The 14,430-nt window shown below is 67.2% G+C and carries 13 protein-coding genes; 10 read left to right on the top strand and 3 right to left on the bottom strand.

What is annotated here, in order from left to right:
* Positions 1-55 precede the first annotated feature (55 nt).
* The 4 genes from hemB to CPH63_RS01565 are packed head-to-tail and all read left to right on the top strand — an operon-like array spanning position 56 to position 3,838.
* Positions 56-1,054: a porphobilinogen synthase gene (gene hemB / locus CPH63_RS01580; protein ID WP_096301272.1), complete on the top strand. Its 999-nt coding sequence runs from the start codon at positions 56-58 to the stop codon at positions 1,052-1,054.
* A 23-nt stretch (positions 1,055-1,077) separates the two neighbouring features.
* Positions 1,078-2,061 (top strand): GNAT family N-acetyltransferase, encoded by a 984-nt coding sequence (locus CPH63_RS01575; protein WP_157749202.1) that lies wholly within the window; start codon positions 1,078-1,080, stop codon positions 2,059-2,061.
* A gap of 5 nt (positions 2,062-2,066) precedes the next feature.
* A complete protein-coding gene (hemL, locus tag CPH63_RS01570; protein WP_096301270.1) occupies positions 2,067-3,401 on the top strand; it encodes a glutamate-1-semialdehyde 2,1-aminomutase in 1,335 nt (444 codons plus the stop codon).
* Positions 3,398-3,838, top strand: coding sequence for a limonene-1,2-epoxide hydrolase family protein (locus CPH63_RS01565; protein ID WP_172892139.1), 441 nt, complete (start codon positions 3,398-3,400; stop codon positions 3,836-3,838). The genes hemL and CPH63_RS01565 overlap by 4 nt, the downstream gene beginning before the upstream one ends.
* Here the strand turns inward: CPH63_RS01565 and CPH63_RS01560 are convergent.
* Positions 3,835-4,485 carry a winged helix-turn-helix domain-containing protein gene (locus CPH63_RS01560; RefSeq protein WP_157749201.1) on the bottom strand — a complete coding sequence of 217 codons (651 nt, stop codon included), beginning with the start codon at positions 4,483-4,485 and terminating at the stop codon, positions 3,835-3,837. The two genes, CPH63_RS01565 and CPH63_RS01560, sit on opposite strands and share 4 nt — an antisense overlap.
* A gap of 717 nt (positions 4,486-5,202) precedes the next feature.
* Positions 5,203-5,655: a helix-turn-helix transcriptional regulator gene (locus tag CPH63_RS01555; protein WP_096301268.1), complete on the bottom strand. Its 453-nt coding sequence runs from the start codon at positions 5,653-5,655 to the stop codon at positions 5,203-5,205.
* Between the two features lie 384 nt (positions 5,656-6,039).
* On the opposite strand from CPH63_RS01555, the gene CPH63_RS01550 reads away from it, so the two are divergent.
* The 6 genes from CPH63_RS01550 (at position 6,040) to ccsB (ending at position 12,312) form a co-directional block, all read left to right on the top strand.
* Entirely contained in the window at positions 6,040-7,536 is a 1,497-nt protein-coding gene (locus CPH63_RS01550) for an NAD(P)/FAD-dependent oxidoreductase (protein ID WP_096301267.1), read from the top strand.
* Positions 7,529-8,170: a histidine phosphatase family protein gene (locus tag CPH63_RS01545; RefSeq protein ID WP_096304873.1), complete on the top strand. Its 642-nt coding sequence runs from the start codon at positions 7,529-7,531 to the stop codon at positions 8,168-8,170. The genes CPH63_RS01550 and CPH63_RS01545 overlap by 8 nt, the downstream gene beginning before the upstream one ends.
* A 140-nt stretch (positions 8,171-8,310) precedes the next feature.
* Positions 8,311-8,895 (top strand): TlpA disulfide reductase family protein, encoded by a 585-nt coding sequence (locus CPH63_RS01540; RefSeq protein WP_157749200.1) that lies wholly within the window; start codon positions 8,311-8,313, stop codon positions 8,893-8,895.
* Entirely contained in the window at positions 8,892-9,650 is a 759-nt protein-coding gene (locus CPH63_RS01535) for a cytochrome c biogenesis CcdA family protein (RefSeq protein WP_241895774.1), read from the top strand. The genes CPH63_RS01540 and CPH63_RS01535 overlap by 4 nt, the downstream gene beginning before the upstream one ends.
* A complete protein-coding gene (locus tag CPH63_RS01530; RefSeq protein WP_096301265.1) occupies positions 9,647-11,233 on the top strand; it encodes a cytochrome c biogenesis protein ResB in 1,587 nt (528 codons plus the stop codon). Before CPH63_RS01535 ends, CPH63_RS01530 begins: the two co-directional genes overlap by 4 nt.
* A gap of 2 nt (positions 11,234-11,235) precedes the next feature.
* The gene (ccsB, locus tag CPH63_RS01525; RefSeq protein WP_096304871.1) at positions 11,236-12,312 is read left to right on the top strand and encodes a c-type cytochrome biogenesis protein CcsB; all 1,077 of its coding nucleotides are present in this window, start codon (positions 11,236-11,238) and stop codon (positions 12,310-12,312) included.
* A gap of 77 nt (positions 12,313-12,389) precedes the next feature.
* On the opposite strand, the gene CPH63_RS01520 is transcribed toward ccsB, so the two are convergent.
* Positions 12,390-14,423, bottom strand: a complete 2,034-nt coding sequence (locus tag CPH63_RS01520) for an ArnT family glycosyltransferase (protein WP_371364820.1) — start codon at positions 14,421-14,423, stop codon at positions 12,390-12,392.
* Positions 14,424-14,430: the final 7 nt, after the last annotated feature.

Below are 14,430 nucleotides of genomic sequence, written 5' to 3'. Positions count from 1 at the left end.
GTTAGGTCCGCGACAACCAGCATCCGCCCCGCTCCGCCCGGCGTAGGCTGATTCGGTGACTGAACTGCCGGTACTTCCTGGGTTTCCCGTCTCTCGCCCGCGTCGTCTGCGTGCCACCGCCGCGCTGCGCCGCCTGACTGCCGAGACCTCGGTGCGTCCAGCCGACCTCGTCCTGCCGATGTTCGTCCGCGAGGCCAGCACTGAGCCGATCGCGATCAGCTCGATGCCGGGCGTCGTTCAACACAGCCAGGAGTCGCTGATCAAGGCGGCCCACGATGCCATTGAGGCGGGCGTTGGCGGCCTGATGCTCTTCGGTGTCCCAACCAGCAAGGATGCGATCGGCTCCGGCGCCGACGACCCGGACGGCGTCCTCAACGTTGCGTTCCGCAACCTCCGCGCTGAGTTCGGGGACGAGACCGTGCTGATGGCCGACCTCTGCCTTGACGAGTTCACCGACCACGGCCACTGCGGCGTCCTCGACGAGGCGGGTGCGGTGGACAACGACGCCACCCTGCTTCGGTACGCGTCGATGGGGATCGCCCAGGCCCGGGCCGGCGCTCACGTGGTCGGAACCAGCGGCATGATGGACGGCCAGGTTGCCGCCGTCCGAGCTGCACTCGACGCCGAGGGCTTCCTCGACACCGCAATCCTGGCCTACGCGCCGAAGTACGCCTCCGCCTTCTACGGGCCCTTCCGTGAGGCGGTCGACTCCTCGCTGCAGGGGGACCGCAAGAGCTACCAGCAGGACAATCAGCGCTCGACCCGCGAGGCACTGGCCGAGGTTGCCCTCGACGTGGCCGAGGGGGCCGACATGGTGATGGTGAAGCCGGCCCTGCCGTACCTGGACGTGCTGCGGGTAGTCGCTGACGCCTCTCCGGTGCCGGTCGCCGCCTACCAGGTCAGCGGCGAGTACGCGATGGTCGAGGCCGCCGCCGAGCGGGGCTGGCTGGAGCGCGAGCGAGTCATGCTCGAGACGCTCACCTCGATCAAGCGCGCCGGTGCATCCACGATCCTGACCTACTGGGCCGTGGACGCCGCCCGTCTGCTGCGGTGAATCCCGACGGGCAGCCGGCCCAAGTGCCGGAGCTTCCTGAAGCGTCGCCGGCCCAACCTCCGCTGCCCGCTCCGGAGGACGTTGTGTATGTCGAGGCCCCCCGCGGGTACGCGACGGCCTGGGTGCTGGCCGCCTTCCTCGTCGGCGGGCTGATCTTCGACCTGGTCGTCGGCTCCGGATGGGCGCACGTACTCCTCTGGGTCGCCGCCTTCGCGATAGTCGTAGGCGCGGACGTTCTCGCCACCCGGGCCGCCAGCGCGCGCCGATCGCTGGTCGTGACGACCACGCAGGTCCGCGTTGCCGCCGACGTTCTGGAGCGTTCGAGCATTGTCGGGCTGGCCGAGGAGGACGCCACCACCTACCGGGTGCTCGGCCGAATGGTCGGCGAAGGGTCGCCGCGTGGCTTTCAGGATGTGACCCTGCTGCTGGTGGACGACAGCACCATCATCGTGCCGACCCGCGATCCGGAGCGTCTCATCGACGTGCTCCGCGTCCGCCCGGGAGCCGATCACCCGATCCGGGTGCTCCCCGCCGACGACGCAGACACCGTGGATGAGATCGTCGAGCGATCGGGCGCCCTCTTCACCGTCGCCGGCTACCTGCCGCAGCCATCCGGGGAGCCGGCCGACGCCGCCTTCCAGGAGCTGGTCACGATGGGCGCCGGCGACCCGCTCGTCGGTGTTGCCCGGCTCAGAGTGGTTGACGGGCGGGCGCACCTGTCGGCTCTGGCCGTGCTGCCGGCGAACATGCGCCACGGGATCGGCTCAGCGTTGCTCGAGAGCGTCTGCGTCTGGGCCGCGGACTGCGGCTACCAGGCTCTCACCCTCACCACCTATGCCGACGTTGCCTGGAACGGGCCATTCTTCGCAGCCCGCGGCTTCGTGCGGGCCGGCAAGCTGAGCCCCGGCCTGGAGTCGATCCGGACGGCTGAGCGGGCGGTCGGACTGGATCACATAGCTGATCGGGTGGTCATGGTGCGTACGCTCGCCACCCCGGTGGCAGAGTAGGCAGCGTGACCGACGCACCCATCTCCGCCCAACTCTTCGACCGTGCCCAGCGGGTCATCCCCGGTGGAGTCAACTCGCCCGTCCGTGCCTTCAAAGCGGTCGGCGGCACGCCCCGTTTCATGGTTCGCGGGCAGGGGGCGTACCTCACCGACGCCGACGGACGGACCTACGTCGACCTCGTCTCCTCCTGGGGTCCGATGGTGCTCGGGCACGCCCATCCAGCCGTCGTCGAGGCGGTGCGGGAGGCGGCCGTCACCGGTCTCTCCTTCGGCGCTCCCACCCTCGGCGAAGTGGAGCTGGCCGAGGAGTTGATCAACCGGGTAAATGCGGTCGGCTCGGGAGGTGCGTTGGAGCAGGTGCGTCTGGTGAACTCCGGCACCGAGGCGACCATGAGTGCGATCCGCCTCGCCCGTGGCGTCACCGGGCGGCACAAGGTGGTGAAGTTCGCCGGCTGCTATCACGGCCACGTCGACGCGCTGCTGGCCGCGGCGGGCTCCGGCGTGGTGACCTTCGCCCAGCCCGACACCGACGGCGTCACCGGTGCACAGACGGCCGAGACGATCGTGCTCCCCTACAACGATCTGGCCGCGGTCGAGGCCGCCTTCGCCGCCGGCGGAGCCGATATCGCCTGCATCATCACCGAGGCAGCCGCCGGGAACATGGGCGCGGTTGCCCCCGACCCGGGTTTCAACGCCGGGTTACGGGAGATCACTGCCCGCCATGGAGCCCTGCTCATCTCGGACGAGGTGATGACCGGGTTTCGCGTCTCGGCTGCCGGTTGGTACGGGTTGGACCCGGTCGAGGCCGACCTCTTCACCTTCGGCAAGGTCATGAGCGGCGGATTGCCGGCGGCGGCCTTCGGCGGCAAAGCGAGCATCATGTCGCACCTGGCGCCGAGCGGGTCGGTTTACCAGGCCGGCACGCTGTCGGGCAATCCGGTCGCGGTCGCCTCCGGATTGGCGACGCTGCGCAACTGCACCCCGGACGTCTACGCCAAGCTCGACGCCGCCGCCGACCAGATCGGCAAGCTCGCCTCGGCCGCGCTCAGCGACGCCGGGGTGGTGCATCGCGTGCAGCACGCGGGGAGCCTCTTCTCGATCTTCTTCACCGACGAACCGGTGCGTGACTTCGCCGGCGCGCAGCGCGCCCAGAATGCGAATCCCCTTATTTACAAGGCCTTCTTTCACGCGATGCTGGATGCCGGAGTGTACCTGCCGCCGAGTGCCTTCGAGGCCTGGTTCGTCTCGGCGGCCCATGACGCGAATGTGATCGACCGGATCGCCGAAGCGCTGCCGCTGGCCGCCACCGCCGCAGCCCAGGCGGCGAACAACCCGTCGTGACCGCTGATCCGGCAACCAGCACGACGGCGATCGCTGTCGTCCAATCCTTCCTGGACGCGCTGGAACGCAGCGACGTAGACGCGGCGCTTGGCCTGGTCGCCGACGATCTCGAGTACATCAACGTCTCGCTGCCCACCGTGCATGGACGGGCTGCCTTGGCTCGGCTGGCGCGACTCCTGCTGCGGCCGGGGCGGATGAGTTTCGCGGTGCGTGTGCATCACATCGCGGCCGACGGAAGTGTCGTGTTGACCGACCGTTACGACGAACTGACCTTTGGGCGGCTGCACATCCGGTTCTGGGTCTATGGCCGCTTCGTGGTGGCCGACGGGCAGATCGCGGTGTGGCGGGACTCCTTCGACTGGGTGGATTTCACGATCGGCACGCTGCGGGGACTGGTCGGTATCGCGGTCCCGGCGGCCGCCCGCAGAATCCCCTAGCTGTAAAGCAGGAGCAGTTGCCGCCCAATGTCGGTGAGCCGGTAGTAGACGAACCAGTGACTCCGATGGTTCTCGATCGCGCCAGCTTTGGTGAGCGCTTTGAGATGATGCGACACGGTGCTTGGGCTGTAGTTCAGGTCGTTGGCGAGTTCGGTGGTCGTGGCCGGGACGAAGAGTGCCCGCAGGATCCGGGCGCGTGCGTCGCCGAGCAGGGTCGCGAGAGGGTCCGGCCTAGGCGTTGCCGGCGAGGGGCCGGTGACCTGCAGCGCCTGAGTGGCAAACCCGATCATCTGGACACCACCCGTGTCATCGTCCCCCACACCGTTGAAGGTGAAGGTCGCGGCGGAGCAGATCATCGGGGTCAGCAGAATGACCGGGCATTGCGTACGTTCCTCGTCGACGGTTGACGATGGGAGCCGCACGGCACCGTTGCGAATTACCAGATCTGGGTGCAGGCCCAGCAGATTCGTGTCGATGTCGGCTCGATGGACGAGGTCGGTGAGGTAGGCGGCTTCGGCGACGACGCGGGCTTCGAATCGCGGGTACACGCTCTCAAGAACCTCCGCCACGTACCGGCGCAGCGTCAATATGTAGGTGCGCAGGGTGGCATCTGGGGAATCCAGCCAAGGACGTTCGCGTGCCGTCACGCGACCACTTGAATGGGCGACAAACTCCCGCACCACGGCATCAGCCGGCGTGGCTTCCATCTCATCGATCAGGTCCGAGAGCGTGTTCGAGCGCTTGGTCGATACTGCAGGCCAAAGGAATTCCTCGAGGCCGGAACTGCGATTGCAACAGACGGCAGAGACCAGTACGTCCAGGTTGAGGTGGCGTGCTCGGCGTCTGGCATCCTCCTGAACGCTCTCCGGCAATCGCCCGCGAAGTGGTCCGAAGAGCTCTACCAGGCTGGTCTGTACGGTCCCAATGAGGTCCGTCGCGACGTGGACCCGAGTTCGGTGATCCACTGCGATGCTTAGTGCCACTCGTTGTCCTCCAATCGCTTCGAAAGAGTATCGCGAATGCGCGTCACCGTGGCCGACGGAGGCGCATCCGAATGCATTGCTTCATGCCCACCCGTGACACTGGGTTGCGTTCGGGTTACCTGTCGCGGCGATTGACCTTAGATCTGTGATCTTTCGCACGACCTGCAACGTTTCGGAGATTCCTTGTCTTTGTTGGTGGAAATCGCTTCCGGTAGTCGAACGGGTGATTCGAAGATCGTCGAATGGCATTTACTCCGGGCAATCGATGGGCTTTCCTTGTTGCGGGGATGGGCCGCAGATGGGTTGCGGGAGGGACCATCAGCTCCGAATGGCGCCGCCGCAAGGCTAGAAGCGGCGGCGCCAGACGGCTGCGGTCGGGTGTCAGGTGTACAGGCTCAAGAGCTGCCAGCCGACGTCGGTGAGGCGGTAGTACACGAACCATTGACTGCGATGGCTCTCGACAGCTTCGGCGTTCGTCAATGCCTTGAGATGGTGGGAGATCGTGCTCGGGCTGTAGCCCAGATCGTTCGCCAGTTCGGTTGTAGTCGAAGGGGTAATTGCCCTGCGAAGAATCTTTGCCCGGACATCTCCAACGAGTAGCGCAAGGGCGTCAGGATCGACTGTGTCCGAGGTCGAGCGGCCTCGCACCGCAAGGTTTCGGGTCGCGAACCCGACCAGTTGAGGACCGAACTCGCCGTCGAAATCTCCGTTGATCGCCAATTGCTCGATTTGCTCGTGCAGTGATTGCATTCCGGCGGTATCGGCGTCAGGCCAAAGAAACTTTTCAAGCCCCGGCTTGTTGGCAAACTGAATGGTTGAAAGCAACGTCGGCATGTCTACGGCCTTGGCAAGGCGGTTGGCTTCCGAGCGTAGAGTCGTCGGTGCCCTGTCGGAGTGGGCCGAACAGTTCCACCAAGCTTGTTTGGACCGTCGCGAGCGGGTCGAACGCAACCGCTAGAGCCATCGGACGACCGGCTGGAAAGCGCACTGTTAGCGTAGCCAAATCGATCTGACCCCCTCACGCCGATCAGGCGAATAGTAGCGATGCCCACGGTCTGCGAGAGCTGTCCGCGCCGAAGGTCACACCGTCACCGCGCCCGATTCGAGAATCTTCGAAACCTCTGGACAACCGGTCCATTGCGGTGTTCAGAGCCTCACTGGCTGCAACGTCACAGCGCGGAAACGTCTCCGCCACCCAGCGGTACTTATGCTGGAGCTATGAGCACTGCGCAGCCAGTCGTCGGAAAGCGGCACCACGTCGTCATCATCGGGTCTGGGTTCGGTGGCCTCTTCGCCGCCAAGAAACTGGCCAAGTCCAACGTGGATGTGACGCTGATCAGCCGGACCAGTCACCATCTTTTCCAGCCGTTGCTATACCAAGTAGCCACCGGCATCCTCTCCGAGGGCGAGATTGCCCCGGCCACTCGCGAGATCCTGTCGAAGCAGAAGAACATCCGGGTGCTGCTGGGCTACGTGACCGATATCGATATCGACAAGAAGACGGTGACCTCGACGGCCTTCGGCGAGGATCGGCTCACCGACTACGACAGCCTGATCGTCGCAGCAGGCGCCTTCACCTCCTACTTCGGCAAGGACGAGTTCAGCCACGACGCCCCCGGCCTGAAGAGCATCGACGACGCCCTCGAGGTGCGCGGCCGTATCTTCAACGCCTTCGAGATGGCCGAACTCGAAGAAGACCCCGAGATCCGTAAGGAGTGGCTGACGTTCGTCGTCGTCGGCGCCGGCCCGACCGGCGTGGAGATGGCCGGCCAGATCGCCGAACTCGCTCACCGCACCCTCAAGCACAACTTCCGCAGCATCGATCCGAAAGCGGCCCGGGTAGTCCTGGTCGACGCGATGGGCTCGGTGCTCAGCACCTTCGGCAGCAAGCTCTCGGCCACCGCCGCCTCCCAGCTCGGCAAGATGGGTATCGACGTCTGGCTGAACGCCCGGGTCGTCGACGTCGACCACCTCGGCCTCGAGATCGCCGACGACCACGGTGACCACCACCGCATCCAGAGCCGCTGCATGGTCTGGGCCGCCGGAGTGCGGGCCTCATCGCTCGGCAAGACGCTGGCCGAGCAGTCAGGCGCGCCGATCGACCGCTCCGGGCGCATCGAGGTCCAGCCCGATCTCACCCTGCCGGGCCACCCGGACGTCTACATCATCGGCGACATGATGTCGCTGAAGGGGTATCCGGGCGTGGCCCAGGTGGCGATGCAGGGCGGCAAGTACGCGGCCCAGCAGATCGACCGCAAGGTCACCGGGAAGGCGCCGAAGGAGCCGTTCCACTACTTCGACAAGGGCAGCTTGGCTACCATCTCGCGCTTCCGTGCGGTGGCCGACGTCGGTAAGTTCCGGTTCTCCGGCTTCATCGCGTGGGTGCTCTGGTTGGTGATCCACCTGATGTACCTGGTCGGCTTCAAGAACCGGATCACCACGCTGCTGCACTGGGCGGTCAGCTTCATCGGCCGTGGACGTTCGGAGCGCACCGTAACCCACCAGCAGGTAATCGCGCGGAGAGCATTGAAACAGCTCGAACTCCCGCATCTGAGCGCACCCCCCATTCGCAATCAGGACGCCACCGCCGCCGGTCAGCCGGCAGGCACCGCGCTCGAGGCGCCGGCTGCGCTGGACCCAGCTGAGCTGGACCCGGCGCTGGATCCTTTCGTCGCCCCGGCCGCGGGTTCGGGTGGCGGCAACGCCGATGGCTAAGGCGGTCGTTCACCTGCTTCGCCACGGCGAGGTCTACAACCCGGAGAAGGTCCTCTACGGGCGGCTGCCGGGTTTCCGACTCTCCGACCTCGGGCAGGCGCAGGCCAAGCTAGCCGGGGCGTATCTGGCCGAACGGGACGTCGGCTACCTAGTCTCCTCACCGCTGGAGCGGGCCCGGCAGACGGCCGCTCCGCTGGCTGCGGCCCTGGAGCTGCCGGTGGCCATCGACGAGCGTCTCATCGAGGCCGACAACGCCCTGCAAGGTCGCCGGGTCGCCGGTGGTCAGAACCTCGGTTCGCTCTTCGGTGACCCCCGTAACTGGCGCCTCTTCGTGAATCCGCTCCGCCCGTCCTGGGGTGAGCCGTACCAGCAGGTGGCGCTGCGGGTCCTCGCCGCGGCCCGGACCGCTCGCGATCGTGCCGACGGCAAGGAGGCCGTCTGCGTGACTCACCAGCTGCCCGTGGTCGCCGCCCGCCGTTATGCCGAGGGGCTGCGGCTGGCCCACGACCCGCGGTCTCGGCAGTGCTCGCTGGCCTCGGTGACGACGTTGACCTTCATGGACGAGCTCATCGTGAAGGTCGACTACGCCGAACCGGCCGCGGTTCTCCCGGCCGGCGTCGGGGCCGGCGCCTAGAGCCAGAGCGGCCGCGTGCACCCGGCACGCACACCGGGCGAACAGCCCCCGTTCAGTCTTCTCACACGCCTAGAGCAACCTGGAGCACAGTATTTCGGGGCGGTTTCGCAATCCGTCGTGCCTTCTTGCACACTGGTCAGGTGCCTTCCCGCCGTCTGCTCGCCCTAGCCGCTGTCCTGGTGACCGCGCTCACGCTGGCCGGCTGCACCGGGAAGGACGCGGTGGCCGACTCTTCGACCAAGGGCTACCAGTTCGTCGGCGTCACCAGCAAGGGTCAGGTCATCCCGGAGAAGGACCGTAAGCCGGTCGGCGCGGTCTCGGCCAAGCTGCTCGACGGCTCCGCCTTCAACCTGGCCAGCACCGACGGCAAGGTCACCCTCATCAACTTCTACGCTTCCTGGTGCGTCCCGTGTCAGAGTGAGACCCCGCAGCTGGCGAACCTCTACAAAGAGCTGGCGCCCAGCGGTGTCGCCTTCGTCGGGGTGGCCACCAAGGAGGCCTCGACCTCGACCGCGACGGAGTTCGCCAAGGACGAGGGCGTCACCTACCCCGTCGTCTACGACCAGTCGGCCAAGGTGCCGCTGCAGATGGGGCACATCCCGGTCCTTGCCCTGCCCATGACCGTGCTGCTGGACAAGCAGCACCGGGTCGCCGCCGTGTACGCCGTCCGCGTGCTCCCGGCCGACCTGAAGCCGACACTGACCGCATTGCAAGCCGAGTCGTGACGAACCTGGCCAGCGGCACGTTCGTCGACACGATCAACACCGGACCGGTGATGGTCGCGGCCGGAGTCGCCGCGCTCGTCGGGCTGGTCGGTTTCCTGTCACCCTGCGTGCTGCCCCTGGTGCCCGGCTACCTGGCCTACGTCGCCGGGATCACCGGAGCCGATGAGGCGCACGTCCGCCGCCGCACAATCATCGGAACGTCGCTATTCATCCTTGGTTTCAGCGCCGTGTTCGTGGCCGGCGGGCTGCTCTTCGGCACGCTCGGTGAGTCGATCCAGGTACACAAGCAGACCCTCGAGCGCATCTTCGGCTCGATCACCATCCTGCTCGGGATCGTCTTCCTGGGTGGGATTCCCTTCCTGCAGCGCGAGGTGAAGATCCACGCCCGTCCGCGGGCCGGGCTGATCGGCGCGCCGCTACTGGGGATCACCTTCGGTCTGGCCTGGACGCCCTGCCTCACCCCCACCCTGAGCGCGGTGACGTCGATGGCCCTGAGCCAGGGATCGGCGGCCCGCGGTGCCTTCCTCACCGCCGCGTACTGCGTGGGTCTCGGGATCCCCTTTCTGCTGGTGGCCTTCGGCTTCGGTTGGGCCACCTCGGCCCTGGGTTTCGTCCGCCGGCACGCCGGTGTCGTCAGCCGGATCGGCGGGGCTGCCCTTATTCTCATGGGCATTCTGCTGGTCACCGGACTCTGGGATCACTGGATGAGCGTGCTGGCGACCTACGGCAACACCGGGCTCGGAGCTGACCTGTGAACCCGATCCGCGTGATCCGCCGAGCCTGGCGGCGACTGATCAGCATGCGCACCGCGCTGATCCTGCTCTTCCTGCTCGCCGTCGCCGCGGTGCCGGGGTCGTTGCTGCCGCAGCGGCCGCTGAACCCGGTCAAAGTCCAGGCCTACCTGGCCAGCCACGGGGCGTGGGGAACCTTCCTCGACCGTATCGGCATGTTCGACGTCTTCGGCACTCCATGGTTCGCCGCGATCTACCTGCTGCTGTTCATCTCGCTGGTCGGCTGTCTCATCCCGCGAATTCGGCTGCACCTGCGTAACGCGACGAGCCGGCCGTTGAAGGCGCCGAAGAACCTCGACCGCCTCCCCGAGTCGGCCCGGTTGCAGGCCGCGCTGCCGGTTGAGGAGTATGCCGTTGCTGCCCGGCGCACACTTGGCCGCCGCTGGCGGGTGGAGCGTCGCGAGGAGCCGGGCGGTGTCGTCACCCTCTCGGCCGAGAAGGGCTACACCCGCGAGACCGGCAACCTCGTCTTCCACGTCGCCCTGCTCTGCGCGCTGGTGCTGATCGCGATCGGACGCCTCTTCAGCTACGAGAGTTCCTACCTGGTCGAACAGGGTGCCGGGTTCTGCAACGGCGCCTTCGCCGACTCCTCGCGTCCGGGCCGGCTGGCCGCGGAGGGGAAGGTGACGCCGCCGCCGTTCTGCGTCAACGTCACCAAGTTCGACGCGCAGTACCTGGCCGACGGGCAGCCGTCGAAGTTCCTTGCCTCGGTCACCTACCAGCCCAACGTCAACTCGACCCAGGTGAAGGCCACCGCAATCTCGGTGAACCATCCCCTACGGCTGGAGGGCGACCGGGTCTACCTGGTCGGGCACGGCTTCTCACCTTCGATCACGGTGACGATGCCGGACGGGACGGTTTACCACCGCACCGCGGACTTCGTCCCGACCGACGCCGCCACCCTGCTGTCGGAGGGCGCGTTCGAGGTGACCCAGAAGTCGGGCACCAATGAGGTCGGCGTCGAGGGGTTCTTCGCCCCGACGCCGGTCGAGACCTCGTCCGGCGTCTACACCTCGGCGTCGCCGACGGTGAAGGACCCGATGCTCGGCATCTTCGTCTACACAGGCACCCTGCACCCGGACGGGCTGCCGCACTCGACGAGTTCGCTCGACAAGACCGACCTGACCAAGACCGGGCAGGCCAACCTGCGAATCGGTGAATCGACCACGGCCAAGGGCGTCAAGGTGACCTTCGACGGCTGGGTGCCCTGGGTGACGCTGCAGGTCTCCCACGATCCGTCGCAGACCTACCTGCTCTTCGCAGCCGGGGCCATGGTGATCGGCCTGGTCGGCTCGCTGTCGGTGCGCCGGCGCCGGATCTGGCTGCGGATCACCCCCGCAGCGAGCGGATCGACAGGCTCGCCTACCGTTATCTCCATCGGTGGGCTCGCGCGCAGCGACGCGGGCAACTTCTCGGCCGAGTTCGCCAGCCTGCTGGCCAAGCTGGCTCAGAAGACCGGCGCGAGCTCCGGCCCGGCCGGCGAGAGGATTCCTGCCACCGACGGCAGCGACCTGGTTAACGCAACGCAGAGCGACGAGAGGACGTGACCGTGGCGGTCAACGAACACTACGCAAGCCTGTCGAACGTGCTATTCACGACGGCGATCGCCACCTACTCCGTGGCGATGATCCTGTATGCCGCCGAGTACGCCTTCGGCCGACGTGGACGGGTCGCCTCGACCACGCCGAATGTGATGGCCGCCCGCAGCCTGGTCGGTGCCGACTCCAGCGGTGCGGGGAGTGCCGGCGGGACACCAGCTGCTCGCGGTATCTCGGTCGTCGTGCCGCCGGAGAACTCGATCACCGCCTCGGGAGTGCGGCACGGCTCCGCCGGTGACCGGTTCGGGCAGCTCGCGGTGCTGGTCACCATCCTCGGGGCGATGCTGCATGCCTGCTCGGTGATCCTGCGCGGAGTGGCCGCGGACCGGATCCCGTGGGGCAACATGTACGAGTTCGCCACCCTGGCCGGGCTCATCGCGGTGCTCGCCTTCCTGGCTGTGCTTGCTCGTGCCCCGCAGATCCGCTACCTCGGCCTCTTCGTGATGCTGCCGGTGATCCTGGTGATGTTCCTGGCCGGCACCGTCTGGTACGCCAAGGACGCCCCGCTGGTGCCGGCCCTGCAGTCGTACTGGCTGGCCATCCACGTCACCCTCGCCGCGACATCCGAGGGAATCCTGCTGACCAGTGCGGTGCTCACCAGCCTCTTCCTGATCCGCAATCGCTACGACAAGCTGGCCGCGGCTCACGCCCTCAGCGATGCGACAGAGCCGATGAAGGTGCGCTTTCCGGTCTCCCTCGGTGCCCGGATGCCGGCTCCCGAGACCCTCGATCGAGTCGCCTACCGTACGGTCGCCTTCGCCTTCCCGCTCTACACCTGCGGCGTCATCGCCGGAGCGATCTGGGCCGAGGCGGCCTGGGGTCGCTACTGGGGCTGGGACCCGAAGGAGACCTGGGCCTTCATCGCCTGGGTCATCTACGCCTGCTACCTGCACGCCCGGGCCACCGCGGGGTGGAAGGGTTCGCGTGCGGCCTGGATCAACCTGCTCGGCTTCGGAGCGATGACCTTCAACTTCTTCGTGGTGAACGTCGTCATCTCCGGCCTGCACTCCTACGCCGGTCTGAACTAGCCCCGTTCCTGCCGATCTTGGGGAGTTAAATTCCCGGAATCCGGGAACTTAACTCCCCACGTCGGGGTCGGGGGGATTTAGCTGGTCGGCGAGAGGTCGTAGACGGTGGTGCCGCCGACGGTGGTCGCCGTGTAGGTCGAGGTGACCCACTGCTGGATCGCGTAGGCGGTTGAGGTCGACTTGTCGGTCGATCCGATGAAGCCGGAGCTGTCGGCCACGTAGTAGTGAACCTGGCCCGTGGCCACCAACTGCTTGAACGCGCTCAATGTGATGGCCGGGTCGGTCCCGTTGTAGCCACCGAGGGCCATCACCGCCTCCCCGCTGGCCAGCTCCAGGGACGCGGCCTCGTTGTCGCCGGTCGTCGCGGCGGCCCACTTGTAGTCGGCGGCGTTGGTCTTCAGCGCACTGGTGAGGGCCGAACTGACGGTGGTCGCACCACCCAATCCGCCGCCCATCCCGCCGCCGGTGCCGCCACCAATTCCGCGGCCACCGAAGCCACCGCCTGCGGCGCCGCCGTTCTGGCCGCCAAAGCCAGTACCGCCTGTACCGCCAGTACCACCTGCATTCCCAGCACCGCCTGCACCGCCGAATCCGCCACCCGGACGACCGCCACCGAAGCCGCCGCCGAACCCGGTGTTGCTCGATGGGCCGGCTGACGGGATCGCTCCGGTATGCGAGGTCGAAGCGGTCTGAATCGAATAGGCCAGTGGACCGGCCAGCAGCGCGACGGCCACCGCCGGAGCCACCACCAGCCCCGGACGGGCCAGCAGGCTGCGCGGGACGAAGATGCCCGCGACCGCCACCGCGCCGGCGAGCAGCACGATCCAGCGCAGCCACGGGTTCCAACTGGCCCGTCCGAGCAACTCGAAGGTCCACCAGGCGCCGGCGGCGATGACGGCGGTCAACGCCCAGCGGGAGAACTCCAGGCGGCGGGTGCGCCAGAGCGTGGTCACCCCGATTCCGACCAGCGCCGCGATCGACGGCGACAGGGCCACCGTGTAGTACGGATGGATGATGCCGCTGGCGAAGCTGAGCACCAGGCCGGTGACCAGCAGCCAGCCGCCCCAGAGGATGAGACTGCCCCGGAGCAGGTCGGTGCGCCGGCGTCGAGCGGTGAGGTAGCCGACGGCGGCCAGGCTGAGCAGGGCGGCCGGGATGAGCCAGCTGATCTGCGTCCCCATCTCCGAGCCGAAGAGGCGGGTCAGACCGGTCTCGCTGGATGAGAAGCCGGTACCGGTTCCGCTCACGCTGCCGTTGTTGCTCGATCCGGTGAGCCGGCCGATGCCGTTGTAGCCGAAGGTGAGTTCCAGGATCGAGTTGGTGTTGGTACCACCGATGTAGGGACGCGACCCCGACGGCCAGAGTTGGACCAGGACGATCCACCAACCGGCTGACATGACCAGCGCCCCGGCGGCGGCCAGCAAGTGCAGCACACGGCGCCGCAGCGATGTCGGGGCGACCACCAGATAGGCGGCGGCGAAGCCCGGAACGACCAGTAATCCTTGGAGCATCTTGGTCAGGAACGCGAAACCGATAAGCGACCCCACCAGCAGTAACCAGCGCAGGCTGGCCTTCTCGATGGCTCGCACGGTTGCATAGGCGGCCGCCGTCATCAGCAGGACGAGCAGGGCGTCGGGGTTGTTGAAGCGGAACATCAGGGTGGCCACCGGGGTGCAGGCCAGTACGGCGCCGGCCAACAGCCCGGCCCTACGCCCGCAGACCCGGCTCACTGCCGCGTAGAGCAGCCCGACCGCGGCCACTCCCTCCAGCGCCTGGGGAACCAGCAGCGACCAGGAGTTGACGCCGAAGAGCTTCACCGAGATGTCCATGACCCAGAGGGCGGCCGGGGGCTTGTCGACGGTGATGAAGTTGGATTGGTCCAGCGAGCCGAAGAGGAACGCGGTGATGCTCTTGCTGCCCGACTGGGCGGCCGCGGCGTAGAACTCGTTGGCCCAGCCCGACTTCGACAGCCCCCAGAGGTAGAGCAGTGCGGTACCCGCGAGCAGGGTGATCAGCGCGGCGTGCCGCCGCGGGTTGAACCGGTCGCGGAGCCGGCCGGAGGGCCTCGGCGACGATGTGCCCACCTTCGCCGAGGCTCCCGTCCCTCTCAGATGGCCG

It is taken from the genome of Jatrophihabitans sp. GAS493, assembly GCF_900230215.1.
Taxonomy (GTDB): domain Bacteria; phylum Actinomycetota; class Actinomycetes; order Mycobacteriales; family Jatrophihabitantaceae; genus MT45.
This window is presented reverse-complemented; position numbering and strand designations above follow the sequence as displayed.

What these genes read in the sequence shown, in the direction of transcription:
- CPH63_RS01555 (WP_096301268.1), bottom strand. Translation starts at nt 5,655, where the DNA reads ATGCCGACGTTGCTTTCAACCATTCAGTTTGCCAACAAGCCGGGGCTT.
- CPH63_RS01545 (WP_096304873.1), top strand. Translation starts at nt 7,529, where the DNA reads ATGGCTAAGGCGGTCGTTCACCTGCTTCGCCACGGCGAGGTCTACAAC.
- CPH63_RS01550 (WP_096301267.1), top strand. Translation starts at nt 6,040, where the DNA reads ATGAGCACTGCGCAGCCAGTCGTCGGAAAGCGGCACCACGTCGTCATC.